The 25,898-nt window shown below is 64.2% G+C and carries 29 protein-coding genes and 1 tRNA gene; 19 read left to right on the top strand and 11 right to left on the bottom strand.

The window, feature by feature from the left end; all coding sequences use genetic code 11:
- Positions 1 to 228 precede the first annotated feature (228 nt).
- Together JQ633_RS18530 and JQ633_RS18535 are read left to right on the top strand one after the other, a co-directional pair.
- Positions 229 to 2,349 (top strand): sodium-translocating pyrophosphatase, encoded by a 2,121-nt coding sequence (locus JQ633_RS18530; protein WP_211986504.1) that lies wholly within the window; start codon positions 229 to 231, stop codon positions 2,347 to 2,349.
- A gap of 190 nt (positions 2,350 to 2,539) precedes the next feature.
- Entirely contained in the window at positions 2,540 to 4,087 is a 1,548-nt protein-coding gene (locus JQ633_RS18535) for a peroxidase family protein (protein ID WP_211986505.1), read from the top strand.
- 44 nt (positions 4,088 to 4,131) lie between these two features.
- Here the strand turns inward: JQ633_RS18535 and JQ633_RS35595 are convergent, their stop codons facing one another.
- The 4 genes from JQ633_RS35595 to JQ633_RS18550 form a co-directional block, all read right to left on the bottom strand.
- Complete coding sequence (locus JQ633_RS35595; RefSeq protein WP_433995670.1) at positions 4,132 to 4,341, bottom strand: RidA family protein; 210 nt, start codon at positions 4,339 to 4,341, stop codon at positions 4,132 to 4,134.
- A 12-nt stretch (positions 4,342 to 4,353) separates the two neighbouring features.
- Entirely contained in the window at positions 4,354 to 4,518 is a 165-nt protein-coding gene (locus tag JQ633_RS35600) for a hypothetical protein (protein WP_433995664.1), read from the bottom strand.
- Between the two features lie 39 nt (positions 4,519 to 4,557).
- Positions 4,558 to 5,562, bottom strand: a complete 1,005-nt coding sequence (locus JQ633_RS18545; protein ID WP_433995671.1) for a Bug family tripartite tricarboxylate transporter substrate binding protein — start codon at positions 5,560 to 5,562, stop codon at positions 4,558 to 4,560.
- Between the two features lie 280 nt (positions 5,563 to 5,842).
- Complete coding sequence (locus tag JQ633_RS18550; RefSeq protein WP_211986507.1) at positions 5,843 to 6,115, bottom strand: hypothetical protein; 273 nt, start codon at positions 6,113 to 6,115, stop codon at positions 5,843 to 5,845.
- Positions 6,116 to 6,630: 515 nt separating this feature from the next.
- Here JQ633_RS18550 and makC (JQ633_RS18555) point away from each other — a divergent pair.
- The 6 genes from makC (JQ633_RS18555) to makE are packed head-to-tail and all read left to right on the top strand — an operon-like array spanning position 6,631 to position 11,590.
- Positions 6,631 to 7,020 carry an alpha-pore-forming tripartite toxin MakABE regulator gene (gene makC / locus JQ633_RS18555; RefSeq protein WP_211986508.1) on the top strand — a complete coding sequence of 130 codons (390 nt, stop codon included), beginning with the start codon at positions 6,631 to 6,633 and terminating at the stop codon, positions 7,018 to 7,020.
- A 52-nt stretch (positions 7,021 to 7,072) separates the two neighbouring features.
- Positions 7,073 to 7,465, top strand: coding sequence for an alpha-pore-forming tripartite toxin MakABE regulator (gene makC / locus JQ633_RS18560; protein ID WP_211986509.1), 393 nt, complete (start codon positions 7,073 to 7,075; stop codon positions 7,463 to 7,465).
- A gap of 2 nt (positions 7,466 to 7,467) precedes the next feature.
- Positions 7,468 to 8,526: an alpha-pore-forming cytotoxin subunit MakB gene (gene makB / locus JQ633_RS18565; protein WP_211986510.1), complete on the top strand. Its 1,059-nt coding sequence runs from the start codon at positions 7,468 to 7,470 to the stop codon at positions 8,524 to 8,526.
- Between the two features lie 20 nt (positions 8,527 to 8,546).
- Positions 8,547 to 9,671 (top strand): alpha-pore-forming cytotoxin MakA, encoded by a 1,125-nt coding sequence (gene makA / locus JQ633_RS18570; RefSeq protein WP_211986511.1) that lies wholly within the window; start codon positions 8,547 to 8,549, stop codon positions 9,669 to 9,671.
- Positions 9,672 to 9,730: 59 nt separating this feature from the next.
- On the top strand, positions 9,731 to 10,519 hold the full coding sequence (locus tag JQ633_RS18575; protein ID WP_211986512.1) for a hypothetical protein: 789 nt from the start codon (positions 9,731 to 9,733) through the stop codon (positions 10,517 to 10,519).
- Positions 10,520 to 10,534: 15 nt separating this feature from the next.
- The gene (gene makE, locus JQ633_RS18580; RefSeq protein ID WP_211986513.1) at positions 10,535 to 11,590 is read left to right on the top strand and encodes an alpha-pore-forming cytotoxin subunit MakE; all 1,056 of its coding nucleotides are present in this window, start codon (positions 10,535 to 10,537) and stop codon (positions 11,588 to 11,590) included.
- Positions 11,591 to 11,642: 52 nt separating this feature from the next.
- On the opposite strand, the gene JQ633_RS18585 is transcribed toward makE, so the two are convergent.
- Positions 11,643 to 12,119, bottom strand: a complete 477-nt coding sequence (locus JQ633_RS18585; protein WP_249159476.1) for an outer membrane protein assembly factor BamE — start codon at positions 12,117 to 12,119, stop codon at positions 11,643 to 11,645.
- Between the two features lie 136 nt (positions 12,120 to 12,255).
- On the opposite strand from JQ633_RS18585, the gene JQ633_RS18590 reads away from it, so the two are divergent.
- The 7 genes from JQ633_RS18590 (at position 12,256) to JQ633_RS18620 (ending at position 17,017) form a co-directional block, all read left to right on the top strand.
- Positions 12,256 to 12,807 (top strand): ubiquinol-cytochrome C chaperone family protein, encoded by a 552-nt coding sequence (locus JQ633_RS18590; RefSeq protein WP_211986515.1) that lies wholly within the window; start codon positions 12,256 to 12,258, stop codon positions 12,805 to 12,807.
- Positions 12,804 to 13,388, top strand: coding sequence for a YceD family protein (locus JQ633_RS18595; protein WP_211986516.1), 585 nt, complete (start codon positions 12,804 to 12,806; stop codon positions 13,386 to 13,388). Before JQ633_RS18590 ends, JQ633_RS18595 begins: the two co-directional genes overlap by 4 nt.
- A 303-nt stretch (positions 13,389 to 13,691) precedes the next feature.
- Complete coding sequence (gene plsX / locus JQ633_RS18600; protein WP_211986517.1) at positions 13,692 to 14,753, top strand: phosphate acyltransferase PlsX; 1,062 nt, start codon at positions 13,692 to 13,694, stop codon at positions 14,751 to 14,753.
- Complete coding sequence (locus tag JQ633_RS18605; RefSeq protein WP_211986518.1) at positions 14,750 to 15,727, top strand: beta-ketoacyl-ACP synthase III; 978 nt, start codon at positions 14,750 to 14,752, stop codon at positions 15,725 to 15,727. Before plsX ends, JQ633_RS18605 begins: the two co-directional genes overlap by 4 nt.
- Before the next feature lie 130 nt (positions 15,728 to 15,857).
- Positions 15,858 to 16,190, top strand: a complete 333-nt coding sequence (locus tag JQ633_RS18610) for an integration host factor subunit alpha (RefSeq protein ID WP_211986519.1) — start codon at positions 15,858 to 15,860, stop codon at positions 16,188 to 16,190.
- A 31-nt stretch (positions 16,191 to 16,221) separates the two neighbouring features.
- Positions 16,222 to 16,842, top strand: coding sequence for a MerR family transcriptional regulator (locus JQ633_RS18615; protein ID WP_211986520.1), 621 nt, complete (start codon positions 16,222 to 16,224; stop codon positions 16,840 to 16,842).
- A 97-nt stretch (positions 16,843 to 16,939) separates the two neighbouring features.
- Positions 16,940 to 17,017, top strand: a tRNA-Pro gene (locus tag JQ633_RS18620).
- 192 nt (positions 17,018 to 17,209) lie between these two features.
- Here JQ633_RS18620 and JQ633_RS18625 read toward each other — a convergent pair.
- Positions 17,210 to 17,722, bottom strand: coding sequence for a MarR family winged helix-turn-helix transcriptional regulator (locus tag JQ633_RS18625; protein ID WP_211986521.1), 513 nt, complete (start codon positions 17,720 to 17,722; stop codon positions 17,210 to 17,212).
- Positions 17,723 to 18,171: 449 nt separating this feature from the next.
- On the opposite strand from JQ633_RS18625, the gene JQ633_RS18630 reads away from it, so the two are divergent.
- From JQ633_RS18630 to JQ633_RS18640, 3 genes are all read left to right on the top strand, one after another.
- Positions 18,172 to 19,731 (top strand): porin, encoded by a 1,560-nt coding sequence (locus JQ633_RS18630; RefSeq protein WP_211986522.1) that lies wholly within the window; start codon positions 18,172 to 18,174, stop codon positions 19,729 to 19,731.
- 461 nt (positions 19,732 to 20,192) lie between these two features.
- Positions 20,193 to 20,429, top strand: coding sequence for a hypothetical protein (locus tag JQ633_RS18635; RefSeq protein WP_433995672.1), 237 nt, complete (start codon positions 20,193 to 20,195; stop codon positions 20,427 to 20,429).
- A 78-nt stretch (positions 20,430 to 20,507) separates the two neighbouring features.
- Positions 20,508 to 21,416 (top strand): dihydrodipicolinate synthase family protein, encoded by a 909-nt coding sequence (locus tag JQ633_RS18640; RefSeq protein WP_211986523.1) that lies wholly within the window; start codon positions 20,508 to 20,510, stop codon positions 21,414 to 21,416.
- Between the two features lie 110 nt (positions 21,417 to 21,526).
- On the opposite strand, the gene JQ633_RS35435 is transcribed toward JQ633_RS18640, so the two are convergent.
- Both JQ633_RS35435 and JQ633_RS18645 read right to left on the bottom strand, forming a co-directional pair.
- Positions 21,527 to 21,655 (bottom strand): hypothetical protein, encoded by a 129-nt coding sequence (locus JQ633_RS35435; RefSeq protein ID WP_283812794.1) that lies wholly within the window; start codon positions 21,653 to 21,655, stop codon positions 21,527 to 21,529.
- Positions 21,656 to 21,712: 57 nt separating this feature from the next.
- Positions 21,713 to 21,913: a hypothetical protein gene (locus JQ633_RS18645; RefSeq protein WP_211986524.1), complete on the bottom strand. Its 201-nt coding sequence runs from the start codon at positions 21,911 to 21,913 to the stop codon at positions 21,713 to 21,715.
- A 202-nt stretch (positions 21,914 to 22,115) separates the two neighbouring features.
- Between JQ633_RS18645 and JQ633_RS18650 the strand changes: the two genes are divergently transcribed.
- Entirely contained in the window at positions 22,116 to 23,084 is a 969-nt protein-coding gene (locus JQ633_RS18650; RefSeq protein WP_211986525.1) for an SDR family NAD(P)-dependent oxidoreductase, read from the top strand.
- Here the strand turns inward: JQ633_RS18650 and JQ633_RS18655 are convergent, their stop codons facing one another.
- The 3 genes from JQ633_RS18655 to JQ633_RS18665 form a co-directional block, all read right to left on the bottom strand.
- Positions 23,085 to 23,573 (bottom strand): GcrA family cell cycle regulator, encoded by a 489-nt coding sequence (locus tag JQ633_RS18655; RefSeq protein ID WP_211986526.1) that lies wholly within the window; start codon positions 23,571 to 23,573, stop codon positions 23,085 to 23,087. It lies immediately after the preceding gene.
- 47 nt (positions 23,574 to 23,620) lie between these two features.
- A complete protein-coding gene (locus JQ633_RS18660; protein ID WP_016844973.1) occupies positions 23,621 to 23,821 on the bottom strand; it encodes a hypothetical protein in 201 nt (66 codons plus the stop codon).
- 173 nt (positions 23,822 to 23,994) lie between these two features.
- Positions 23,995 to 25,821 (bottom strand): AMP-binding protein, encoded by a 1,827-nt coding sequence (locus JQ633_RS18665; RefSeq protein ID WP_211986527.1) that lies wholly within the window; start codon positions 25,819 to 25,821, stop codon positions 23,995 to 23,997.
- Positions 25,822 to 25,898: the final 77 nt, after the last annotated feature.

Below are 25,898 nucleotides of genomic sequence, written 5' to 3' on the forward strand. Positions count from 1 at the left end.
ACGTCGGCCCCGGCGGGCCGCGTCTTTCCGCTCTAAATACCTGCTGAAATCGGCGTTTTCAGCCATGGGTGGCGTTGCGCCGCAGTAACGATTTTGGCAAGGTCGCGCCCGATTTGAGGCGATCCCTTTTTGGGGAGGGATTCGGTCCTCAAGAAAACAAGCGCCTGCCGCCTCGAGCGGCACAAAAAAGGGCGCGGGGGTTACATCAAGGATCTGAGGCAACATTCAATGACAGCATTATGGGTGATTGTGCTCTGCGGGGCGCTTTCCATCGTCTACGCGATCTGGGCGACGCAGTCGGTCTTGAACGCGGATGCGGGCTCGCCGCGCATGCAGGAAATCGCAGGTGCCGTGGCCGAGGGCGCGCAGGCCTATCTGCGCCGCCAGTACACCACGATCGGCATCGTCGGTATCGTGATCTTCCTGCTGCTCGCCTACTTCCTCGGCGTGCTGGTTGCCATCGGATTCTTGATCGGCGCCGTCCTGTCGGGCGCCGCCGGCTTCATCGGCATGAACGTCTCGGTGCGCGCCAACGTCCGCACCGCGCAGGCGGCGACCACCTCGCTCGCCGGCGGCCTCGAGCTCGCCTTCAAGGCAGGCGCGATCACCGGCCTCTTGGTGGCCGGCCTCGCACTGCTCGGCGTCACCATCTACTTCATGATCCTCGTCAAGTTCATGGGTCTGGAAGCGGGCAGCCGCACCGTGATCGACGCCATGGTGGCGCTCGGCTTCGGCGCCTCGCTGATCTCGATCTTCGCCCGTCTCGGCGGCGGCATCTTCACCAAGGGTGCTGACGTCGGCGGCGACCTCGTCGGCAAGGTCGAGGCCGGCATCCCCGAGGACGATCCGCGCAACCCGGCCACCATCGCCGACAACGTCGGCGACAATGTCGGCGACTGCGCCGGCATGGCCGCGGACCTGTTCGAGACCTATGCGGTGACCGCGGTCGCCACCATGGTGCTCGCCGCGATCTTCTTCGCCAAGACGCAGATCCTGGTGAACATGATGACGCTGCCGCTCGCGATCGGCGGCATCTGCATCATCACCTCGATCATCGGCACCTTCTTCGTCAAGCTCGGTGCCAGCCAGTCGATCATGGGCGCGCTGTACAAGGGCCTGATCGCCACCGGCGTGCTGTCGCTGTTCGGCGTCGCGCTCGCGATCCAGTGGCTGATCGGGTTCGGCAAGCTCGAAGGCGTCGACTACACCGGCATGTCGCTGTTCTGGTGCGGCGTGGTCGGCCTCGTCGTCACCGGCCTGATCATCTGGATCACCGAATACTACACCGGCACCGACTATCGCCCGGTGAAGTCGATCGCTGCGGCCTCCGTCACCGGTCACGGCACCAACGTGATCCAGGGCCTCGCGGTCTCGATGGAAGCGACCGCGATGCCCGCGATCGTCATCATCGCCGGCATCCTCGTCACCTACAGCCTGGCCGGCCTGTTCGGCATCGCGATCGCGACCGCCACCATGCTGGCGCTGGCCGGCATGATCGTCGCGCTCGACGCCTTCGGCCCGGTCACCGACAACGCCGGCGGCATCGCCGAGATGGCGGGGCTGCCGAAGGAAGTGCGCAAGTCGACCGACGCGCTCGACGCGGTCGGCAACACCACCAAGGCGGTGACCAAGGGTTACGCGATCGGCTCCGCCGGTCTCGGCGCGCTGGTGCTGTTTGCGGCCTATAACCAGGACCTCAAATTCTTCATCGGAGACTCCAACGCGCATGCCTATTTCAAGGGCGTCAATCCGGACTTCTCCCTGAACAATCCGTATGTCGTGGTCGGCCTCCTGTTCGGCGGCCTGCTGCCGTATCTGTTCGGTGCGATGGGCATGACCGCCGTCGGCCGCGCCGCCGGCGCGATCGTCGAGGAGGTGCGCCGTCAGTTCCGCGAGAAGCCGGGCATCATGCAGGGCACCGACAAGCCGGATTACGGCAAGGCGGTCGACCTTCTGACCCGGGCGGCGATCAAGGAGATGATCATCCCGTCGCTGCTGCCGGTGCTGTCGCCGATCGTGGTCTACTTCCTGATCTACGCGATCGCCGGCGGTGGCGCGGCCGGCAAGTCGGCGGCGTTCTCCGCGGTCGGCGCCATGCTGCTCGGCGTCATCGTCACCGGCCTGTTCGTCGCGATCTCGATGACCTCAGGTGGCGGCGCCTGGGACAATGCCAAGAAGTACATCGAGGACGGCCACTACGGCGGCAAGGGCTCCGACGCCCACAAATCCGCGGTGACCGGCGACACCGTCGGCGATCCCTACAAGGACACGGCGGGCCCCGCGGTGAACCCGATGATCAAGATCACCAACATCGTGGCGCTGCTGCTGCTGGCGATCCTCGCACACTGAATATGTAGCAAAGCGAGACACAATGAGCCCCGCGGCATCGCCGCGGGGCTTTTGCTTTGCGTCGCCACTTTGTCGCGGCCTGTCGATATGCCGCAGCCGAATGTGGGGTCAATTACAGATTGCAGGATAAATATGACGTACCCCGTGGGTGATCAGCGCGATCATTCATTTTGCCCCCACGGAGGTGTGCATGACACAGATTGCGAATATCAATCCAAAGCATGGCAGAGCAGGGCGTCAGCCGACCAAGGCCGGACTGAGGCCGTTCAAGGACAATGCCGATCCAGGCATGTTCGGCCGGATGTTCGATCTTCCGGCCTTTGCGCCAACCGAAGCATCATTGCATGCGCTGGCCGACGCGATGCGCGACGCCCAGCCCAATAACGCCGCCGGGGACAATCCCGATATCCCGTCGGGTTTCACCTATCTCGGCCAGTTCGTCGATCATGACATCACGCTCGACCTGACCTCGCTGGCCGAGAAGCAGGAAGATCCGCATGCCACGACGAACTTCCGCACCCCGCGGCTCGATCTCGACAGCGTCTACGGGCTCGGGCCGGACGGCAGCCCGCAGCTCTATGCGCGCGACCCCAACAACGTCACGCAGCCGAGCCCGAAGCTCCTGCTCGGCAAGACCGCGGCAACGCCTCGCGCGGCCGGCGATCTTGCCAACGACCTGCAGCGCAATTCGCAGGGGCGCGCGCTGATCGGCGATCATCGCAACGACGAGAACCTGCTGGTGGCGCAGACCCACCTCGCGTTCCTCAAATTCCACAACAAGATGGTCGACCGGCTCGCCGGCGGCGCCAATCCGCCCGCACCGGACAAGCTGTTCACCGAGGCGCGCAAGCAGGTCACCTGGCACTATCAGTGGATGGTGCTGCATGACTTCGTCGAGCGGCTCACCGAGCCCGGCATCGTGGCGAAAATCCTGCACGAGGGGCGCAAGTTCTATCGCTTCCAGAAGGTGCCCTACATGCCGGTGGAGTTCTCGGCGGCGGCCTACCGGCTCGGCCACAGCATGGTGCGCGAGGCCTACAGCCACAATCGCGTCTTCACCCCCGGCGGCCTCACGCCGGCGACGCTGAAGCTGGAGTTCGCGTTCTCGGGCCTGTCCGGAATCATCCTCGGCCAGGATGCGGCGACGCTGCCGGCTTCGCCAGGTTTGCCGCCCAATGTCGCGACGCTGCCGACCGACTGGATCATTGACTGGAGCCGCTTCTACGAGTTCGATCCACCGGTCGCGCCGACGCCGAACTTCCTGTTCAACCATTCGCGCAAGATCGATCCGTTCCTGATCCCGCAACTGCACGATCTGCCCGGCGGCGGCGGCAGCCTGCCGTTCCGCAATCTGCAGCGCGGCGTCAATCTCGGCTTGCCGTCAGGCCAGGACGTCGCGGGGGTGATGGGAATTCCGGCACTTACCCCGGCCGAAATCGCGACCGGGAGCGACGGCGCGGTCGCGGCGGCGCAGGGCTTCGATAAGAAGACGCCGCTCTGGTACTACATCCTGAAGGAAGCGGCGGTGAAGAAAGGCGGCCAGCGGCTCGGACCGGTCGGCGCGCGGATTGTCGCCGAGGTGTTCATCGGCCTCGTCGCCGGTGACAGCCAGTCCTACCTGAGCGATCCCACCTGGAAACCGACGCTGCCGGCCAAGACGCCGGGCACCTTCCTGATGAGCGACCTGCTGCGCTTCGTCGGGGATCTCAGCCCGATCGACGGCGTCACCACGGGCTAGCAATGTCGCGACGGCGTACCCTCTCCCGCTTGCGGGGGAGGGTATCACCCGGCGACGGCGATAGCCTCGATCTCCAGCAACCACTTCTCGTCGAAGATGTCGGCGATGATGACGGTCAGCGCCGGTGTGTGCTCGCCCAGCACGGATTTGCGGATTTCGCGGTTCTCGACCGCATGGCGCCGGTCGGAGAGGAAGATCGTCACCTTGGCAAGGTTCGCAAGACTCATGTCCGCGGCCTTCAGCTGGGCCTCGATATTGGCCCAGACCTACAGGCATTGCGCGCGAAAGCCATCGGGCAGATCGCCATCGGCGGTTTTCGGAATCTGCCCACTGACGAACAGGATGCGCTGCGCACCGGTGACTTCGAACGCCTGCGCGTAGCCGCCGACCGCGCGAGGTGCAGTGTCGGTGCCGACGATCCGTGTCTTCATTCGCTTGCCCTTACGATCGATGGCTGATGACGCCGCGCGTCACTTCACCTCCATCTGCAGGCCTTCCTTCTCGATGATCGCGGCGAACTTCTTGGTCTCGGCATCGACGAAATCCGAGAACTGCTGCGGCGAGCCGTAGTCGGCGCGGGCGCCCATGCCGGCGATGTTCTTCTTGACGTCGTCGCGCTCCAGCATCGCCTTGACCTGCCGGTTGAGCTCATCGAGCACGGGTGCCGGCACGCTCTTCGGCAAGAACACGCCGAACCAGGACGAGACGTCGAATTTGGCAAGCTCCGGCGCGCCCTCGCGCATGGTCGGCAGGTTGGGCGCGGAGTCGCTGCGCTCCGTCGTGGTGACGCAGAGGCCGTTGAGCTTGCCGTCCTGCACCTGCGGCAGCGACGGATAGAGATTGTCGAACAGAATCTGGATGTCGCCGGCAAGACCGGCCTGCAGCGCCGGGCCGGCGCCGCGGAACGGCACATGCGTCATCTTCAGCCCGGTGAGCTGCAGGAACCAGGCGCCGGTGAGGTGAGGGCTCTGGCCGGTGCCCGACGAGCCGTAGGTCAGCTTGTCGGGATTCTTCTTCAGGAAATCGATCAGCTCCGGAATCGATTTGATGCCGGTCGAGGGATGCGCCGAGACGATGTTCGGGATCCGGATCATGTTGGAGACCGGCTGCAGCTGGTCGGCCTTGTAGGTCAGGTTCTTGAAGATGCTCAGGGCGATCGCGTTCGGCCCGGGATTGCCGATCAGGATGGTGTGGCCGTCGCCCTTGCTGCGGGCGACCTCCGCGGTGCCGATGGTGCCGCCGGCGCCCGAGCGGTTCTCCACGATCACGGACTGGCCCCAGATCGGCTGCAAATGTGCCGCCAGCAGCCGGCCCATCACGTCGGTCGAGCCGCCGGCTGCCGCAGGCACGATGATCCGAACCGTCTCGGTCGGCCGCCAGTCACCGGCGCCAAGGCTCGCGCGCGGCAGAATTGCCGCGGTCGAGACTGCGGCTGCTCCGGTCAATAGCCGGCGGCGAGAAAAAGCTCGATTGATCACCCGGGTCGCTCCCTGCTTGGATTCTTGATCTTGTCGGCAGAGTAGCAATTGAGCGCCGCCGGGCAAGCGGGCGCCTTGACACAGTTCGCTCGTCGAGCGGTTGCCGGGAAAAACACGAAGCGGTTTCGCCTCACGGAATGTTTGGCCGTGCTCGATCCGGCCAGGACGAAAAGGTGCGTGCGTCAGTCCCGGCGCCCCTAACTCGCCCGCGAGGCAGGGGCGCCGGCAGCATTTTGGACGTCTTCGGATAAGTGGGCGAATTCGCCAACCGCCGCGGTTACACCAGCGCGTTGGCGTTCTTGGCAAACTCCTCGTCGGTGGTGAACGGAATTTCCGTGACCTTGACGACCTGGTTCTTGTTGCTGCCGATCACCACGATCTCCTTGAGGAAGGACCCGGGGAAGGAGCCGTGAACCTTATACGGCGTGGTGCCCTGGCCCAGCGGACCGGTCCAGCCCATGACCTTGATCGCGAGGCCGCCGACCCACTGCTCGTCGCGGACGAGCTTGATGCCCGACGTGAAATTCGGGGCGTTGCCCTTGACGGTCACGGAGAAGAATCCCGGAGCGCCCAATCCCGTCCAGACATAAACGGCCTCTGCGCTATCGAAAGGTTCCGGTCCATAAAAGCCCATGACGTTGATCTCCCTGCTGAATGAAGTCCGATGAGAGCTGCTGAAGAGCCGCTTGGCATGATCAGGCTCATCGCGAGCGTAACACGGGCATCGCTGCGTACGTGTGAAAAAGATTACAGGCAACTTGAAATTGTTTGAAACAAATGTGTGGATCGCAGCGTGACAAATCGACATCGCTCGAAGCGAGCTACGCGGCTCTGTTTTGCCATTGCAACATTCCTTTGATTCAAAGTTGAGCATGCACACGAGATCGACGACCAACTTTTCGTGTTGAACGAGAATCGTTCTTGCGCTTGGCGTCTGCACATGCATACTACCTCAACGTGTTACTACCTTAAGCAGCATTCCGTAAAAATTAAATTCTGAGATTGTCGTAGCGACGCGCAGCTGCGCGGGCGCTGACGACGCCTCGTGTTCTGGATCGGACAGCGATGGGGACAGTCAACGCACTGATCGTTGTTGATACCGAGGGCGCGCTCTCCAGCGGGTCAGCAGTCAACAATTCCTTTCTGGTCGACAACAACGGCTATCTCGGCTCGTGGAACGAGGGGACGCCGACGCTCAACACGGTCGTGCAGGACGGCCAGGTCGTGAACTGGAGCGTCACTCCCGTCAGCGCCACGGGCCAGGTGTCGATCACCGGCTTCTCCGGTCAAATGATCTCGACGTCGGTCTGCAAGCCCGCCCCGCAGGTGGGCAACCCGGATGTGTGGTCCGGCCGGGTCGAATCCCACGGTAAATTCGCGTCTTTCTCCTACACGATCGCCCTGTCGATCGGTGGAAGATCAATGACGCTCAACTCATCCATCAAGGTCGTCTAGCCCAGGGAGCAGCAGCGTGAGTGCAGAGAAAACGGATCGTGCAGCAGCCGCATTGAGTCAAGTCGATGTGTTGATCGTGGCGGATGTCGAAGGCGCGCTCGCCTCCGGCAACCTTCAGGACAACGTCTATATGATCGACACCAACAAGCACGCGGGCTCGGGCAGCGAAGGGCAGGCGGAACTCTACACCGCCGTCAAGGACGGTCAGGTCCTCAACTGGAGCGTGGTCGGGGTGTCGCCGTCCAGCGACGTGAACATCACTCAGTTCACCGGCCAGATGATCAACGACAAGATCTGCGTTCCGCAGTCGGTGTCGACGCCCGACGGCACCTATTGGTCCGGCCGGGTCGAAGCTCAGGGCTTCAAGGGCAACCAGCAATATTCCTGCGTCCTGACCATGGACGGCAAGGCCATGACTTTCGATCCATTCCTGAAGATATCCTGACCATGCTCAGCCCATCGATCAACGTCGCCAACAGCCTGCTGGCGCAGGCGTTCAACGAGGTATTGCGGCTCGACAGCTATTCGATCAGCGCGGGCGGCACCACCATCGGCGTGCTGCAGAAGGACCCCGCCTGGCTGGCACCGGTGCGCAACCAGGTCGGCATGCTGGGGCAGGCCGGCGCGAAATGGATCGAGGACAAGCCCTCGATCTGGGGAACGGTGCTGACGCAGTTCTCCAACTATGGCAGCGCCTTTGCCGGTGTGGCCGACGCCAAGGCCACCACAAGCGAGCAGTGGATCAAGTTGCTGAACGACGTTCTGCTCAGCCAGGCCAACAAGTCGATCGACGCCACGAATATCGCGGCGACGGAGCTGCAAAGCCACTACCAGGCTTTCAAGAACATCCAGCCGTTGCTGGAGAGCAGCATCAATGCGGGGTGGGACGCGCTGCAGAACGAAGAGCAGCAGATGGTCAAGATCGCCGCGCAGCTCACGCGTCTGGAGGATCTGGTCGGCTCGCTGCAGGATTCCATCACCGCGGGTGATCTCAGCACCGGCCAGAGCGTGGTCACCACCACGGTGAAGACGCTCTACAACGTCGCCACCGGGGTCGACGAATCCTTCTCCTTCCTAGGCATGGCCGCCGCCGCCTTCACCGTCGGCAAGTTCTACTACGACATCATCACCAAGACCGCGGCGGTCGGCGAGACCTTGCAGCAGATCGCCAAGCTCCAGATCGAGGCGAGCCAGGAGGCACAGGCCGCCGCCGGCACCAAGCTGGTGCTGCGGCTGCTCTACAATCTCGAACTGTCGTTCGGACGCATCGTCGACGTGATGCCCCAGATCGTGACGATGTGGACCACCGAACGCGACAAGGTGCAGCAGGCGATCCAAGCGCTTAAGGCCGGCGCCAACCCGGAGACCTATTTCGACATCTTCACTATCCCGATCGCGAACGCGAACTGGCAGGCGATCAGCAAGTTCGCAATCGCAATACCAGCGACCAAGACCACGGTCGGGCCGCCGGTCACGCTGGACCCGCAGAATCCGATCGCAACCTAGCACCGCGCAGGAGAGAGATCATGATGGCAGTAGCAAAACTAAAAGTGAAGGCAGCGCCGAAACTGGCGGCGACCACCCCGCTCGAGAGCAAAACCCAATCGGCCTTCGTGATCTTGTCGTTGATCACCCAGGCCTGTCACGGCATCCTGAACACGGTGTTCGTGCCGCCGTCGCCGAAGCCGAGCTGGTTCGACGACCTCAACAGCAAGCTCGACGTCGCCAAGACGCACGCGCAGGACTGGATCGACAATATCGGGCCCAGCGTCACCGGCGGCGTTCCGGTGCAGGTCATCAACTACGGCACGACCTATTCGGCCATCACCGGCACGATCCAGTCGATCGTCAACGCTCACCCGGACGCGCAAGGCGCCGACAACCAATACGTCAAGCAGGTCCATGAGCTGGTCGCTGCGCTCGAGCAGTCGGTGCAGGTCATCGTCACCAATGCCAACACCACCCAGACGCTGATGAAGAACTGGGGCGACCTGATGCAGGCGTCGCACGAGGCCCTGACCTCGGGCGCGGTCAGCATCCAGAAGGCGGAAGCGGATCTCAGCGCCGACATCAGCAAGATGAACGAAGCGATCAAGGTGCTCAACGACACCATTCACAACGAGAACATCGCGATCGCGGCGTCGGCCGGCGGCATCGCCATTGGCTTGCTTCTCCTGGTGGTGGGCATCGCGCTCGCGCCCGAAACCGGCGGCGCCAGCCTCCTCGTTGCCGGCACCGGCGGTTTGCTGGTCGTCGGTGGCGCCGTCACCTGGGGCGTCATGCAGAGCAAGATCAACGCGCAGTTCGACGAGATCGCCAAGGACCAGAAGGAGCTCGACGACGACAAGCGCCAGATGGTCGCCCTGCAGGGGCTGGGCTCCGCCTCGAGCCAGGCGATCACGTACATCACCGACGCCAGCAATGCGCTGTCCGACTTCCGCACCGCCTGGACCGTGTTCCAGGGCGAACTGCAGGGCGTGATGGCGAAGCTTCAATCGGCTGAAGCCTCGCTCAGCACCATCGTGGCGGGTGCTTTCACCACCGCAGCGGCCTCGGAATGGGCCGATGCGACGTCGTTCGCGCAGGGGCTGGTCAACGCCCCGGTGTCATATCCGGCCAAGGACCTGGCGATGGACGGCAAGGTCGCTTGATCACCTCGCGGGCACCGCCGCCTGCCGGCGGTGCCCGCCCTGCTTGAAAGGAATGCGTCATGTCGAACGACAAGCCAGGCGGCGAACCGGATGTGGGCGGCTTGGGCACGCTGATTTCTGCGTGCAAGGCGAGCTTCGGGGGTCTCACCGCGGTCACCGCAGCCTGCCATGGTCTGCTCAACGCGCTGCTGATCCCGCCGTCGCCGAAACCCGACTGGTTCGACGACCTCAACAGCAAGCTCGATGCCGCCAAGGCGCAGGCGCAGAGCTGGATCGACAATATCGGGCCTGATGTCACCGCCCAGGTTCTGGTGCAGGTCATCAACCACGGCACGACGTTCTCGGTAATTGCTTCACAGATTGGCTCGATTGCGGCTGCTCATCCGGATGCGCGGGGTGCGGACGATCCCTCCGTTCAAGGCGTGCTCGTACTCGCGGGCTCACTGGATCAGTCATTGCAAGCGATCGTCGCCGCCCTTGAAACGAGGCTCGCTACCCTCGAGACGTGGGAAGAGACCATGCTTGCCCGCGATGTTGCGCTCCGCGCGGCGGCGGACAAATCGCCTGACGCAAAAGCCGCGGCGGCGCCTGCGCTGGCTGCCGCCGAGGGGGTGCTGAATTCGATCGGCGATGCACTGAAGCATCTGCGTGAGCTGATCGGTATCTGGGGTAAGCTTCGGAACGCGATGCGCGATGCATTGGCGGAGCTTGGCGCCGGCAAGGTCACACTGGGCACGTTCGCGGCCAACAATTTCAGCGCGGCCGCGCAGGCCGAATGGGCCGCTGCCACGCAGTTCGCACAGAACCTCGTGAACGCCCCGATCGGAAACCCCGGCAGGGCGGCGTAACGAAGGGGACCCGACATGGCTTTCGACGGTGCGGCGACGAATGCACAGATCGACGCGAGCATGGGCGCGATCGTGCTGCTCAACTCGTCCTGCCAGGCGGTGATCGAGGCCGAGATCGCGGAGGTCTCTTCGCCCTGGTACGATCAGCTCGACCAGGAGCTCGGCACCGCCGAGAATCTGGTGGTCGGCTGGCGCCGCAGCGGGGTGCTGTATTTCCAGACCGATATCCTCGATACGATTGCCGACACCGGGCAGGCGTTTCTCGCGGCTGCCCCGCAAATCAACGCGCTGTTTGCCGCGCTCGAGCAAGACTTCTCGGCCGCGGGCAAGGCCCAGCTGATCGCCGCGATGCAGGCGCTCGAGCCGCCGATCCAGGCCATGATCGGACAGATCGCGGGCTATCTCGGCAAGCTCCAGACCTTCGAGGAGTCGATGCTGCAGGCCGACCAGGCGATGCGCAATACGGTCGGGCAGGTCCAGGCCCAGGAGGAGAAGATCCAGGGCGAGATCGACGCGATCAACAACCAGATCAAGCTGCTCAACGCGCAGATCCAGATCGATCGCGATGCGATTGCAAAGGCTAAGGCCGCGCGCACGCGCGGCATCATCGAGACCATCTTCGGTGTCCTGTTCGCGCCACTGACCGGCGGCGCATCGCTGATCCTGGCCGGCATCGGCGTGGCATCGATTGCCGAAGCCGAGGGCCAGATCGACAGCATGCAATCGGAGATCTCAGGCTATCAGCAGAAAATCGCCGGCGATCAGTCGGAGCTCAGCGACGATCAAAGGGTGGTCGCGACGCTGGGAGCGCTCACCATGAGCACCGGGCTCGTGCTGAGCGACATGGCGATGATCGAGAACGCGCTCGATTCGCTGCGAACCGGTTGGACCGCGCTCGACGGCGAGCTCGACGGCGTGATCGCCAAGCTCCAGTCGGCGACGTCGGCGGCCGACCTCATCGTCAGCCAGGCCTGGTACACCGCGGCCTGCACCGAGTGGAATCTGATCGTCAGCCACGTCGACGACCTGACCGGGCGGCAGATCGAAACCAGCCGGGTGCGAATCGGTTGAGCGTTCGGGACTTAAGCGTTCGGGACTTGCGCGTCCCGAACGCCGATACCGGTCAGTTGAAGCTCAGCAGCTTGAACAGCGGCGTCAGGTAGGACATTTCCTGACCCGAGGTCGGCGTGGTGCGGCTGATGAAGTCGAAAATCTTGCCGTCCTTCATGCCGTAATTGGCTAGCCGGCGCACCTGGCGGTTCTTGTCGAAATAGACCGCGATCACGCGCTGGTCGATCACCGACTGGTTCATGAAGGCGACCGGGCGGGAGGTCCGCTGCGAGATGTAATAGAACACCTCGCCGTCCAGCGTCGCGACGGTCGACGGTGTGCCCAGCACGATCAGCACCTGATCCTGGCTGGCGCCGATCGGAATCTGCTCCAGCGCGCCCTGCGGCAGGATGTAGCCCTTCTGGAATTGCTCGCCGCTGCACGCGCCAAGGCCGGCGCAAACCAGGCCGATGACGGCGACCGCGCAAAGGCGCGAGAGGAGGCCGCGCGGCGAGGCGGGGCGGGATGGTGCTGGAATGATCTGGCTCATTGGCGGAACTAATCCGTCCCCTTGCATCGGGCGAGGCGTTGACGTACCGGGCAGCTCACTGGATTGCAATATCGCGTAAGCCTCCGACGGAGCGCCCTCAACAGGCGACCGCTGGGCCCCGCAGCCGGAACCCATCATGCTTTGGCCGTTCAATCGCTTCAGGAAACCCCCGGCGCCCACGCGCAGCACCATTGAAGCCATCTATGGCATGATCGTGACGCAGGCGCGAGAACCGTTATTTTACCGTGACTTGGGCGTTCCGGACACGGTTAACGGCCGTTTTGACCTGCTTTTGCTGCACCTGTGGCTGGTGCTGCGGCGGCTCAAATCCTCTGAGGCGGCTCCGGAGCTGTCGCAGGCCCTGTTCGACCATTTCTGTACCGACATGGACGACAATCTACGCGAAATGGGCGTCGGCGACCTCACGGTGCCCAAGCGCATGCAGGCCTTCGGCGAGGCATTCTACGGCCGGACCGCGGCCTATGACCTCGCGCTGACCGACGGCGACGAGGCGCTGGCCCAGGCGCTGTGCAAGAACATCCTCAACGGCCAGCACGTCGAGAAGGCCCGCGCGCTCGCCGCCTACGCGAAGGACGCGCTGGCGGCGCTCGCGCGCGCCGACTTTGCTAAGCTCAGCTCGGGCGCCTGGCGCTTCCCGGCGCCGCAGACCGCGGGAGCCACGGCATGAGCGGCGATTCTTCACGCGATCCTTCTCGTGACGCTTCACGCGATCCTTGGCGCGTTCTCGTCAACGTGGCGCAGATTCCGGAGACCGGGCTGCATCGCGAGATCGAGGCCGATGCGGCGGCGCGCCAGGCGATGGCCGGGATCGCCGAGCTGCGCGAGGTGATCTCCGCCCGCGCGGCGCTCGACATCCTGCCGAAGCGCGACGGCAGCTACCACGTCACGGGCAGGGTGCAGGCGCGGATCGGCCAGACCTGCGTGGTGACGCTCGATCCGATCGAGAACGACATCGATGAGCCGATCGACGTTGTGTTCGCCCCGCCGGAGCAGATCCCGCAGATGGCTGACCTGGTCGACGAGGGCGAGGACAGCGACGAGGATACGCCGGACCCGCCGGAGCCGATCGTGGGCGGCTTTATCGACATCGGGCGCCTCGCCACCGATGCGCTGTTTCTCGGCGTCGACCCGTATCCGCGCAAACCGGATGCGGTGTTTGAACAGAAACTTGAAGCGCTTGATCCGGAGGATCACCCCTTTGCCGCGCTCAAGGCCCTGAGGGGCAAGGACGGCAAGAACGGAAGCTAGTCGTCACATTTGAGGGGATGGCTGCCTGCGCGGCAGCGCGAGGAGTGTCCGACGGAACTTCAAATATCTCCATCAATACGTTGAAATATCGATGGATTTTAGCTATCTTCTGGCGTATTCCGTGGTCGGTCAAGCGACTCGGGTGGCCACGGTCAAGAGGTTGTGTCGGACCAAGGACACGCTATTGTCGCGGCCCGGCCGGGACGTCAGTTGGCGTTTCGCCGCGCGCCGCTCGCGGCGGTGACTTCAAGCTTGCGGCTTTGCGTTCAATAGGCTGCGGGAGAGCAGGTTTCCGGGACGTTCATGCCTCAAAAGGTTCGAATCGCGCTTGACGCCATGGGGGGCGATGTCGGCGCAGCCGTCGTCATTCCCGGCGCCGCGATCTCGTTGAGCCGTCATCCCGGCAGCGAATTCCTGCTGGTCGGGGACCGTGCCCAGATCGAGCCGGAGCTTGCGAAGCATCCGGCACTGAAGGCGGTGTCGAAGGTGGTCCATACCGATGTCGCGGTGAAGAATGACGAGAAGCCGAGCCAGGCGCTGCGGCGGACCCGCAGGACGTCCTCGATGTGGCTGGCGATCGATGCCGTGAAGCACGGCGAGGCCGACGTCGCGGTCTCCGCCGGCAACACCGGTGCGCTGATGGCGATGGGCGGAATCAATCTGCGAACGCTGCCCGGCGTCGACCGCCCGGCGCTCGCTGCGGTGTGGCCGACGCTGCGCGGCGATTCCGTCGTGCTCGACCTCGGCGCCACGATCGGCGGCGATGCCCGCCATCTGGCGACGCTGGCGGTGATGGGCAGCGCCATGGCGAGCGTGCTGTTCAACCTCGAACGGCCGACCGTCGGCCTGCTCAATATCGGGTCCGAGGAGATCAAGGGCCATGAAGAGATCCGCGAGGCGGCCGGAATGCTGCGGGCGATGAACTCGGCGCAGTTCGACTATGTCGGCTTTGTCGAGGGCGACGGCATCGGCAAGGGCGCGGCCGACGTGATCGTCTCGGAAGGTTTCTGCGGCAACATCGCGCTCAAAACCGCGGAGGGAACCGCGCGCCAGATGTTCACGTTGCTGCGCGAAGCGATGAGCGCGAACTGGCTGGCGCGCATCGGTTACCTGTTTGCCCGCAGCGCGTTCCAGAAGCTGCGCGACAAGCTCGACCCCAACAAGTCGAACGGCGGGGTGCTGCTCGGCCTGCAGGGGGTGGTGGTCAAGAGCCATGGCGGCACCAGCGCGGAAGGCTTTGCCTACGCGGTCGATGTTGGCTATGAGATGGCCCACTACGATCTCCTCACCAAGATCAATCAGATGCTAAATCGCGACGGCAGTGCGCTGGTGCAGGCGCAGACCGCGCAGGAGGCTGTCTCGTGACTGCGATACGTTCGGTAGTGCTCGGCTGCGGCTCCTATCTGCCGGAGCGGGTTTTGACCAATGCCGAACTGGCCAGCCGGATCGACACGTCGGATGACTGGATCGTGCAGCGCACCGGTATCCGCGAGCGCCACATCGCCGCCGACGACGAGTTCACCTCGCATCTTGCGATCAAGGCGGCGCAGGCTGCGCTCACCGACGCCGGGATCGACGCGCAGTCGATCGACCTGATCGTGGTGGCGACCTCGACCCCCGACAACACGTTCCCGGCCACCGCGGTCGCGGTCCAGCACGGGCTCGGCATCAATCACGGCGTTGCGTTCGACCTGCAGGCGGTGTGCTCCGGCTTCGTGTTCGCGCTCACCACCGCGGACAATTTCCTGCGTGCCGGCAGCCACAAGCGGGCGCTGGTGATCGGCGCCGAGACCTTCTCGCGCATCCTCGACTGGAACGACCGCGGCACCTGCGTGCTGTTCGGCGACGGCGCCGGCGCCGTGGTGTTGGAGGCGCAGCCGGGGACCGGCACGACCGCCGACCGCGGCTTGCTGACCACGCATCTGCGCTCGGACGGACGCCACAAGTCGAAGCTGTTCGTCGACGGCGGGCCCGGCTCGACCAAGACGGTCGGGCACCTGCGGATGGAGGGCCGCGAGGTGTTCAAGCACGCCGTCGGCATGATCACCGACGTGATCGTCGACGCCTTCAACGCCACCGGCTTCACCGCCGAGGACATCAACTGGTTCATTCCGCACCAGGCCAACAAGCGAATCATCGATGCCTCGGCACACAAGCTGCATATTGCGCCGCAGAAGGTGGTGCTGACGGTCGACCTGCACGGCAACACCTCGGCCGCCTCGATCCCGCTCGCGCTGGCGGTCGCGGTGAAGGACGGACGCGTCAAGAAGGGCGATCTGGTGCTGTTCGAGGCGATGGGCGGCGGCTTTACCTGGGGCTCGGTGCTCGTGCGCTGGTAGGTGATCTCTAGGGAGCACCGTCACTTAGCCGACTTCTTTCATGCGACTGCATGCTGGTCGCTGTTGACCATTGCGCGCTAAGCTTTTAATTTCAGTCAAGAAATTGTTCGCCGAGAGTGCGGGGCAGGCGATGACCAATGGAACCGGGAAAACAGTTACGCGCGTCGATTTGTGTGAGGCGGTCTATCAGAAGGTAGGTCTGTCGCGCACCGAGTCGTCGGCGTTCGTCGAACTTGTGTTGAAGGAGATCACCGATTGCCTGGAGAAGGGCGAGACGGTGAAGCTGTCGTCGTTCGGCTCGTTCATGGTGCGCAAGAAGGGGCAGCGCATCGGGCGCAATCCGAAGACCGGCACCGAAGTGCCGATCTCGCCGCGCCGCGTGATGGTGTTCAAGCCGTCGGCGATTCTCAAGCAGCGTATCAATGGCCATCCGTCCGCCAATGGCAGCGGCAAGGCCGAATGAGCATTTGAACTGAGGTCAGAGGAGCCTGCATTTGGACAAGGCGCCGGATGCGTTCCGTACCATCAGCGAAGTCGCTGACGAGCTCGATATTCCCCAGCACGTCCTGAGGTTCTGGGAAACCCGCTTCGCGCAGATCAAGCCGATGAAGCGCAGCGGCGGCCGCCGCTATTACCGGCCCGACGACGTCGACCTGCTCAAGGGCATCCGCCGGCTGCTGTACGGCGAGGGCTACACCATCCGCGGCGTGCAACGGATCCTCAAGGAACACGGCATCAAGTCGGTGCAGGGCATCGCCGATCAGTCAGCGGCGGTCTCGTTCGGCGCGGTCGAGGAGGCGGTCGGCCACAGCATGGCCGAGCCTGATGATGCCGAGCTGAATGACGGTTTCGATCTCGACGGCGAGGAGGGCGACGGCGACGAGGGCGGCATCGACTACCGATTCGTCGATCCCGACGAGGACCCGATCCTGTCGACCTACAAGGCGCGCGCCCAGCCCAAGGCCCAGATCAAGGCCCCGATGAAGGAGCCTGCCGCCGCGGCCCCGGCAGCGCGGGCAGGGGTGCCGGCCGCCGACCGCGCCCGACTCGAGCGCGTGCTGCAGGACCTCGTCGCCTGCCGGCAGATGATCGACGCCGCGTTGAAGGACGGCTGAGGCCAAAGGGAACCGGCGCCCGGCCTGTACTTTAGGGCCTGTTTAAGCCGTGCCGCCGCCTTGCGCGAACGCAGGATCGCGGCTAATGGAACGGCATCGGAGCGTGGCGCAGCCCGGTTAGCGCACTAGTCTGGGAGACTAGGGGTCGGAGGTTCAAATCCTCTCGCTCCGACCATTTTTCTCAATATCGTCAGGAACACCTGAGGCGGTCGGTTGCCGACCGACTGCACCGCAGTCGATTCCCATCCCTGCAATCGACCGCGCAATGTCCCCCGAAACGAATTTCTCTGGCGTCTCTCGCGGCGACCACGCGCAACGCTGTGCGTGCGCCGGTTCGCATGTGAACCGAGACGCCGTCACCCGCGCCTCAGAAATTGTACTCCAGCGCCACGCGTCTGCACTCTTTCTGGAGACGGCTGTTGAGCGTGGCGAGCTTGGTGGTGAACTCGGCCAGCTCTTTCTCGCTGAACTCCTCGAACACCGTCTTGCGGAAAGCCTGGTGCTGATCGGCAAGGCTCGCCAGGTGCTTTCGGGTCTTGTCGGTCAACGACAATCGCACCACGCGCGCATCGGCCGGGGACGGCGTGCGGCGCAACAGTTCCTTCTGCTCGAGCAGCTTGGACTGCGTGGTGACGAACGACGGATCGACGTGGAGCGCCTTCGACACCACGTTGATCGGCACGCCCTCATCCTTGTCGAGATCGGAGACGGCGATCAGGATCATCCATTGCGGACCGCTGACGCCAAGCGCCTTGCCCCAGAACTGGCGCACGTCCTCGAGGTGCGAATTGATCGAAGATATTTCAAGCGTAAAGCGTTTGATGATGTCGAGATTTGCGAGCGCGCGTTGGCGCGTCGCGTCCTTCCTGGTCGCTGACACGGATTCCTCTCCTCTCGCCGACGCAGCTTTTGCGCTGCTTTGATTCTTGTTTTCCACGCGGCGTAGGTAATTTTTCTCGCAACTCGCTAACGAACGCAAGTGACCTTGAAGCAATTATGATGGCTATATGACGGGCGGTCTTTTTGGGGTGCGGCACATTTTCCCCCGTACAACCAAAGGGGTTAGCGTCTCAGCGTTGCTGGCGAGACACACTGTGGCAGCATTCGTATAGCTGACTTTATAAACTATTTTGATTAGGGAATTGGGCAATGCATATTGAACCCGGCGGTAGGGGAATCTCGATCGTCCCGTTGCGTTGATCGTTCAGGTTGTCGGTCCCGGTTTTTTCGAAGGGGGGCGAGACGGCCGGGCGGTCAGCGACAGTGCGGGGGGATCACGGGGCGCTAACGGTCCGGACTCTCCGCATATGAGCAACTTGGAGGTTTAATATGAAATTGGTGAAGAGCCTTATCCTGGGCTCGGCGGCTGCTCTCATGGCGGTCGGCGGAGCACAGGCGGCTGATCTTCCCGTCAAGGCCAAGGCGGTCGAGTACGTGAAGGTTTGCTCCCTGTATGGTCCCGGCTTCTACTACATGCCGGGCACCGACACCTGTATCAAGCTGGGCGGCTATCTGCGCGTCGACGTCGTCGCGAACGCGAACAGCGTCGCGGGTCCGAACTACAACGGCGCCGGCGGTGCCAACAACCGTTTCACGAACGGCTACACTTGGCGTTCGCGTGAAGACCTGAACATCGATACGCGCACCGCGACCGAGTACGGCGTGGTCCGCACCTACTTCGATGCGGTGTTCACCTGGACCACCGACAACTACGCCGTGAACGGCGCTGCTCCCGGCGCGACCATCTACTCGGCGCTCGGCGGCGGCGGCACGGTTGCCCCGGCTTCGGCTCCGAACAACGCGGGCGCCGGCAACGGTTCCTACGGCACGGTCGGCGTCTACTTCGCCTTCATCCAGTTCGCCGGTTTCACCATCGGTAAGGCGGTCTCGCAGTTCTCGGCTCCGTGGACCAACTATCCGGGCAACAACTTCGACGGTCTCGTCGGCGGCGGCGGCACGGTCACTGGTGTCAACCAGTTCACCTACACCGCGCAGTTCGGCAACGGCGTGTCGCTCTCTCTGTCGGCTCAGGATCAGGCTGCCTACTACCAGGCTGGCGTGAACAACCTCAGCGCCGGTGGTGCTTACGGCGCCAGCGACTATGCCGGCACGATCTCGCCGGACTTCGTCGCAGCCCTCAAGGTCGAGCAGGCCTGGGGTCTGTTCCAGGCGTCGTTCGCCGCGCATGACAACCACGCTGCCTACTACGGCGCCACCGAGTTGACCGGTCATCCGGACGACAAGTGGGGCTGGGCTGGTCAGCTGGCTCTGTCGATCAAGAACATCCCGACCGGACCTGGCGACACGATCAACGTCCAGGGCGTCTACACGGATGGTGCGACCCGCTACAACATCCAGGACCTGGCCAACCAGGCTGGCGCGATCGCGATCTACAGCGGTTCGAGCCTGCCGGGCGCCTATGGCAGCATCGGCTTCGGCACTGCGCCTGACACCGTGTTCGCGGCTGGCACTCAGCAGCAGACGGTCAAGACCTGGGGTATGCGCGGTGCGTACACCCATAACTGGGATCCTTACTGGAACACCAGCATCTACGGTGCCTACGCCGCGATCATGTACAATGACACGGCCAAGACCCTCATCTGCGGCGTCGGTGGCGTCGGTGGTACGTTCCGCACTGCCTTTGCTGGCGGCGCTGGCGTGACCTCCTGCAACCCCGACTACAACATCGGCCAGATCGGTTTGATCACCCGCTGGACTCCGGTCAAGAACCTCACCTTCTCGGCCGACGTGACCTACACCATGCTCGATCAGAAGTATGCTGGCACGATCACGACCTCCGCTGGCGCAATCGGCAAGCCGAGCGCGACCTACCAGCTGAAGGATCAGGACACCGTCATGCTGCTGCTGCGCGCGCAGCGTAACTGGTAATACCGGTTGATCTGATCACGATAAACAGAACCCCGGCAGGCAACTGCCGGGGTTTTTCTCTGGCGATGCAAGCAGCGAATGCGCATGCGACAACTTCGCCTCCCGACGATCACGAAGACGTGCCATGCGATTCATTTGTGGCAAACTTATTTACTTAGCTGACCTACTAAACTATATAAGTTCCGGCCAACAATTGAACGATGGCTCTTAGCTTCACGCTAAGCCTCCCAAACCTCCGGCAATGCCCTGCCGGAGGTTTTTGATTCCAGCCTCATCGCACTTGCCCGCTGCGGCCGCCGCGCATATGCGTCCGGATGCGAGCCACGTTCAGCCGATCATCGGCGCGTCAGCGAAATGAGTCGCAGCAGTTGGCCGATTCGATGCCGTCAAGATTTGACGGAATCGATTCGCGATGCATTCTCGCTGACATGCGACGGTTCAAGGACAGCCGCCTGGCTCGCATGAGCAGCGGCCATTACTGCATGATACGCGATCTCGGGCCGGTGAAGGGTGGCAAGGGATTGCGGCACCATGAGGTGGTCCTCGACCTCTCGTGGCGCGGACTGCTCCGGCTGCTGATCCCCTCGCTCGGCCGTCCGGCGGTGGAGCCTCACGGCCAAGCCCCGACCTTGGCCATGCCCGGATCAGGCACCAGTTCCGCCGTCGCGGCCGCTGGACGCAGCAACGACAATCAGTAGGCTTGGCCGGCCGGATCGATACCGCCGCCGCGAAGAGCGGGGATCGGATCCGCGGGATGAAACAGCGAGGGCCTGCCGATGAAGCCGCATCCGACCGGCGTGATACCGCCGATGACCACGCCGTTCCGCAAAGACGGCGAGATCGATTTCAAGCTGGTGGCGCCGCAGGTCGACTGGCTGCTCGGCGCGGGCTGTCACGGCATGGCGGCCGGCGGCTCGACCGGCGAGGGCCACGCGCTCGATCATGAGGAATACCGCGACCTGATCGCAGCGACGGTGGAGGCGGCGCGGGGCCGCGCGCCGGTGATCGCCGGCATTATCGTCGACTCCACGCGCGACGCGGTCAGGCGCGGCAGGCTGGTGCGCGACATGGACGTCGCGGCGCTGCAGGTGACGCCGGTGCACTATCTGTTCAAGCCCGACGACGAGGCGATGGTCGGCCATTTCCGCCGCATCGCCGACGACACCGGCATGCCGATCATCATCTACAACGTGGTGCCGTGGTCCTATCTGTCGCCGGCGCTGCTGACGCGGATCATGACCGAGGTGCCGCTGGTGATCGGCGTCAAGCAGAGCGCGGGCGACCTGAAGCTGTTCGCCGATCTGATGATGATGGCGCCGGACAAGCTGATCTACAGCGCGGTCGATGCGCTGATGTATCCGTCCTACACTCTCGGCGCGCACGGCTCGATCGCGGCGATCCTGACCGCCGCGCCGCATGCGTCGGTGGCGCTGTGGGACGCCGTGAAGGCCGGCGACCATTCGCGCGCGCTCGACCTGCACAAGAAGCTGCTGACGCTGTGGAATGCCGTCATCGCCGACAATCTGCCGGCCTGCACGCGCTACGCGCAGATGTCGCAGGGCATGCCGCAAACCTGTCCACGCGCGCCGATGCCGGAAGCATCCGTTGCGCAACAGGCCGCGATTGCGAAGGCGCTGGAAGGGCTGGGGGCTGTCACCGGCAAGCGGGTCGAGGCGGCCGAATAGGCCCGACGCTTAAACTTTGGCTCTTATTTTCGGAGTGGCGGCCGCCTGAACTCGTGCGGGCGCGAGGTCGTCGCGCGCGACAGCCGTTGCAATGAAGGCCGGCGGTCGGCTCAGATTCCGAGAAGCCAGACGCCGAGGACGACGCCGAGAACCGCCAGTCCGCTGATGGTCCAGCCGGCGGCGTAGGCCGCGCCCGAGGCCTCGGGTTGATCGACCATCGAGTCATGCCAGTGGGTCATGCCAACCTCCTGGAAAACCGCTCCCTGTCGAGTAGGTCTCGCTCGCACGGGCAAGGTTCAACCCCGGCTTACGATTTTGGTTCCGGGGCGGCTGCCGGCTCCGAAATCGCTGGCTACCGGCTCGGCCGCCCCCTGGCCGCGAGCGGCACGTCCGCGGTTGTGCAGGATCAGGGCTTCCTCGTTGGCTGCGGCCGAGTTCAAGATGCCGGCCGCGATCGCCATCAACATCGCCGCGACCGCCTTGTTCAGAGCCACCATGATCAACGTCTCCGATTGCCCATGCCGGTTTGTTCGCGGCGCGGAATGAGTTCGTTACGCCAGGCTTAGCTCACCTGCGCGTGAGCTTTGGGCGCCGTTGCCGGCCGTCGATTGTGATGTAGAGTGCACCGCGAAACGGTGGGGACCGCGATCCGCGCGCCGACCGATACGAAGAAAAAAGCAGGGACGAAACGGATCTCACATGAAGGATTTTGCCGGAAAGATTGCCGTGATCACGGGCGGCGGCACGGGCATGGGGCGCGAGCTCGCGCGTCAGCTGGTCGCCGAAGGCTGCAACGTCGCGATGTGCGACGTCTCGGCCGAGGCGATGGCCGAGACCAAGCGGCTGTGCGAAGTCGAGAAGCTCCCGCAGGGCCTGCGCATCACCACCCACATCGCCGACGTCTCGATCGAGGATCACTACAAGCGCTTTCGCGATGAGCTGATCGAGCAGCAGGCGACCGACAGAATCCACCTGCTGTTCAACAATGCCGGCATCGGCGGCGGCGGCAGCCTGTTCACCAATACCCGCGAGCAGTGGGAGCGCACCTTCAACATCTGCTGGGGCGGTGTCTATCTCGGTGTCCGCACCTTCCTGCCGCTGCTGGTGAAGGCCGACGAGGCGCACATCGTCAACACCTCCAGCGTCAACGGCTTCTGGGCCTCGGTCGGCCTGGGCGTGTCGCACACCGCCTACAGCGCGGCGAAATTCGCGGTGAAGGGATTCACGGAGTCGCTGATCAACGACCTCCGCCTCAACGCGCCGCACGTCAAATGCTCGGTCGTGATGCCCGGCCATATCGGCACCTCGATCGTCTCGAACTCGCGCAAGGTGCAGCTCGGCACCAGCTCCGACCAGCTCTCAGCCGACGAGCTGACGCAGGCGCGCCAGCGTCTGAAGGGGCAGGGCCTCGACGTCGCCAGGATGTCGGATGCCGACATCCAGCAGCTCGCACTCGACCGCGCCCGCATCTTCCACGACGAGGCGCCGACCTCGGCTTCCGCCGCCGCCAAGATCATCCTCGACGGCGTCAAGGCCGAGCGCTGGCGCATCCTGGTCGGCGACGATGCGCATCTGCTCGACGAGCGCGTGCGCAAGACGCCGGAAGAAGCCTACACGCCGGAGTTCTATCAGAGCATCGTCGCGCAGACCGGCTGGAAGGTCGGCTGATCAGCCGCGCGCGGCGCGCTGCCGCGACCCTACCTGATAGGCGAGGCGGTAATGTCCTGAGCAATAGGGCATGCCGCCGAGCGGGGTGTTGCCACAGAAGCAGAAGTCCTCGGCGCCCGGCGTGCTGATCGGCCAGCGGCAGCGCTGCTCGCTCAGCTCGAACAGCGAGCAATTGTTGACGGTGACGATCGACGCCTCATCGACCTGCTCATAGGCCTCCTGCAGGATCCGGAACTGCTGCTTTGCGGTCCCGACCGGTGCGGCGCGCCCGGCGGATTTCTTGCGCCGGGCCCGGCGCTCCTCGGGTGTGGTGCGCATCAGGTTCAGCCGCGACAGCTTGCCGATCACAGCATTGCGGCTGACGCCGATATTGACGGCGATATCGCGGCAGGAGAGGCCGGCAGCAAAATAGCTTTTGAGTTGTTCGACGCGCTCGGGCGTCCAGGTGGGCTGAAGGGTGGGCTGAAGGTTGGGTTGGATGGCAATCATTTGACGGTTCCACATTCTGTGTTGAACCGCCGCTTCCCGCGGCCGCCTCAGGGCGTGCGTCCGTTGTCGCGGATTGCAAGCAACCCGTCCTTGATGGCGAGCCGAATGCCTTCCTCGATCAGTGTCCGTGCGACGCCCGGGACGCTCGTGCCGTGGGTGCCCTGCCGCACCAGCTTCTCGAGATAACCAATGGTCGAGAGTGCCAGCGTGACCGGGACGCGGTCGGTTTCGGCCTTTTCCGTAGCCATAAAGAAACGCTTAACCCTGAACGCTTGTACTGAAAAGTATCTATTTAGAGTCTATTTAGGAATGTAGCTGTTCGTCAAGAGCGGTTCTCGGGTACGGCAGCGGCGCGCGAACGTGCGCCGGGGCCTGGCTCCGGCGCGATATCGTCTGCAGATTATCAAATGATATGAAAGCCTTACGGTTGTAGTTCAACCTTGACCGGGAACTTCTTGAGAAGCCGCTCCGCGGTCTCGGCCTTGTCGGGCGAGGCCGTGACGCTGAGGTACAGCCCGCGCGAGGGGTCGGTGATCGCGTCCACGCTGACTTCGCCGGATAACCCCTCCAGCGCCAGCAGTTCGCGCGCGGCCTCGCCGGCGGCGATCTCGCGCAGCTTCGGCTTGAAGATCTTGCCGACCGGCGTCACCGGCATGTCCGGGATTACCGACACCACGCGCGGCCGCGCCGGCGGCTCCAGGATGTTGTCCTGCACGAAGGCGGCGAGCGCCTGTGCATCGATCATGGCGCCGGGCTGCGCCGAGACGAACAACATCGGCACCTCGCCGGCATAGGCGTCGGGGCGGCCGACCGCGGCTGCCAGCGCCACGCCGGGGAATTGCAGCGCGGCGTCCTCGATCGCGCGCGGATCGATGTTGTGACCGCCGCGGATGATGACGTCCTTGGCGCGGCCCATGATGTAGACGAAGCCGTCGGCATCGATCCGGCAGATGTCGCCGGTGCGCAGCCAGCCGTCGCGGAATGCCTCCTCGGTCTGCTTCCGGTCGACATAGCCGGCGAACACCTGCGGCCCGCGAGTCAGCAACTCGCCGACGGGTGAGGGCCACGGGCCGGTGTGCAGCTTGTCGCCCTCGAGGATCGCGAGCTCGACCAGCGGATTGCGGGTGCCTACGCTTTCAGCGCGCGGCTTCACGCCGTGCACGTCATGGGTAATGGCGCCGGCGAGCTCGGTCATGCCGTAGAGCTGCTGGATACAGTCGCCGCCCCAGGTCGCAAGGTAACGCCGCTCGATCTCCGGCGGGCAGATCGAGGCCCCGGTGGCGGTGACGCGCAGGCACGAGATGTCACTGTCGGCGACCGGCACGTCGGCGAGCGCGCCGAGCGTGGTCGGCACGTTGCCGGCGATGTTGATGCGGTACTGCTCGATGATCCGCCAGAAGTTCGTGATCAGCGCCGGATCGCGCGCACCGGCGGGACCGGGGATGAAGATCGTCGTGCCGGCCGAGAGGCTGTTGGCCGTGGTGCAGAACAGGCCGCCGACATGGAATAGCGGCAGCGTGATCATCGCGCGCTCGCCGCGGTGGAAGTCGAGCGCCATGCGCGAGGAGAGGGTGGAGGCGACCATCGCACGGTTGGTGAGCCGCGCCACCTTGGGATGGCCGGTGGTGCCGCCGGTCGGCAGCATCACGGCGACCCGGTCGGCCTCGCCGCTGTCGGTCGACTTGCCGTAATCATCGCGCCAGGCCGGATCCGGCTTCAGCACCTCGCCGTCGAACGCGATGCTGCCGTCGAGCGGCGCGATCACGATGCGCTTCAGCGAGGGCACCTCGCGCTGCAGGCCCTCGACCTTTTCATACAGCCCGCCCGGCGTGCCCGGCGGCGGCGCCAGCAGCAGCTTTGCCTTGATGGCATTGAGCTGCGCGACGATGGCGTCCCGCGTGAACAGCAAATTGAGCGGCTCGGCGACGCCGCACGCGGCCGCGCCGAAGATCGCGACCACCGTCACCGGGCTCGCCGGCAACAGGATCGCGACCGGGTCGTCCTTGCCGATGCCCTGGGCGCGGAAATAGCTCTCGGCCGCCTTGATGCAGCCCATCAGATGATCGTTCGAGATCACGACCGGATTGGGATCGAGCGGCGCGCGCAGGTAGATCACCGCTTCGGCATCGGGCGCGCCCTGCGGGCCGCGCGCGATCAGATCGAGGATGCGCGGGCAGGCGGCGAGCGTCGACTGCATTTCCTTGTCGCGCGAGGCCTCGTCGGCCGGCGAAAGCCTGTCCTTCAGCATGTCCGTCCCATCCTCTGTGTTCGTTGGAACGGAGTGTATCGAGCCGCACGCGCGGAACACAAGTGCGGCGATATTTC

The organism is Bradyrhizobium tropiciagri (assembly GCF_018130505.1).
In the GTDB taxonomy this organism is placed as follows: Bacteria; Pseudomonadota; Alphaproteobacteria; order Rhizobiales; family Xanthobacteraceae; genus Bradyrhizobium; species Bradyrhizobium tropiciagri_B.

Bases quoted from the DNA above. Each gene is read 5' to 3' on its own strand.
- makB (WP_211986510.1), top strand. From the start codon at position 7,468: ATGCTCAGCCCATCGATCAACGTCGCCAACAGCCTGCTGGCGCAGGCG.
- makC (WP_211986508.1), top strand. From the start codon at position 6,631: ATGGGGACAGTCAACGCACTGATCGTTGTTGATACCGAGGGCGCGCTC.
- JQ633_RS18595 (WP_211986516.1), top strand. From the start codon at position 12,804: ATGAGCGGCGATTCTTCACGCGATCCTTCTCGTGACGCTTCACGCGAT.
- JQ633_RS18665 (WP_211986527.1), bottom strand. From the start codon at position 25,821: ATGCTGAAGGACAGGCTTTCGCCGGCCGACGAGGCCTCGCGCGACAAG.
- JQ633_RS18645 (WP_211986524.1), bottom strand. From the start codon at position 21,913: ATGGTGGCTCTGAACAAGGCGGTCGCGGCGATGTTGATGGCGATCGCG.
- JQ633_RS18640 (WP_211986523.1), top strand. From the start codon at position 20,508: ATGAAGCCGCATCCGACCGGCGTGATACCGCCGATGACCACGCCGTTC.
- plsX (WP_211986517.1), top strand. From the start codon at position 13,692: ATGCCTCAAAAGGTTCGAATCGCGCTTGACGCCATGGGGGGCGATGTC.
- JQ633_RS18590 (WP_211986515.1), top strand. From the start codon at position 12,256: ATGCTTTGGCCGTTCAATCGCTTCAGGAAACCCCCGGCGCCCACGCGC.
- JQ633_RS18655 (WP_211986526.1), bottom strand. From the start codon at position 23,573: ATGATTGCCATCCAACCCAACCTTCAGCCCACCCTTCAGCCCACCTGG.
- JQ633_RS18610 (WP_211986519.1), top strand. From the start codon at position 15,858: ATGACCAATGGAACCGGGAAAACAGTTACGCGCGTCGATTTGTGTGAG.
- JQ633_RS18635 (WP_433995672.1), top strand. From the start codon at position 20,193: ATGAGCAGCGGCCATTACTGCATGATACGCGATCTCGGGCCGGTGAAG.
- JQ633_RS35435 (WP_283812794.1), bottom strand. From the start codon at position 21,655: ATGACCCACTGGCATGACTCGATGGTCGATCAACCCGAGGCCTCGGGC.
- JQ633_RS18650 (WP_211986525.1), top strand. From the start codon at position 22,116: ATGAAGGATTTTGCCGGAAAGATTGCCGTGATCACGGGCGGCGGCACG.
- JQ633_RS18660 (WP_016844973.1), bottom strand. From the start codon at position 23,821: ATGGCTACGGAAAAGGCCGAAACCGACCGCGTCCCGGTCACGCTGGCA.
- JQ633_RS18530 (WP_211986504.1), top strand. From the start codon at position 229: ATGACAGCATTATGGGTGATTGTGCTCTGCGGGGCGCTTTCCATCGTC.
- JQ633_RS18630 (WP_211986522.1), top strand. From the start codon at position 18,172: ATGAAATTGGTGAAGAGCCTTATCCTGGGCTCGGCGGCTGCTCTCATG.
- makA (WP_211986511.1), top strand. From the start codon at position 8,547: ATGATGGCAGTAGCAAAACTAAAAGTGAAGGCAGCGCCGAAACTGGCG.
- JQ633_RS18575 (WP_211986512.1), top strand. From the start codon at position 9,731: ATGTCGAACGACAAGCCAGGCGGCGAACCGGATGTGGGCGGCTTGGGC.
- JQ633_RS35600 (WP_433995664.1), bottom strand. From the start codon at position 4,518: ATGAAGACACGGATCGTCGGCACCGACACTGCACCTCGCGCGGTCGGC.
- makE (WP_211986513.1), top strand. From the start codon at position 10,535: ATGGCTTTCGACGGTGCGGCGACGAATGCACAGATCGACGCGAGCATG.
- JQ633_RS18535 (WP_211986505.1), top strand. From the start codon at position 2,540: ATGACACAGATTGCGAATATCAATCCAAAGCATGGCAGAGCAGGGCGT.
- JQ633_RS18585 (WP_249159476.1), bottom strand. From the start codon at position 12,119: ATGAGCCAGATCATTCCAGCACCATCCCGCCCCGCCTCGCCGCGCGGC.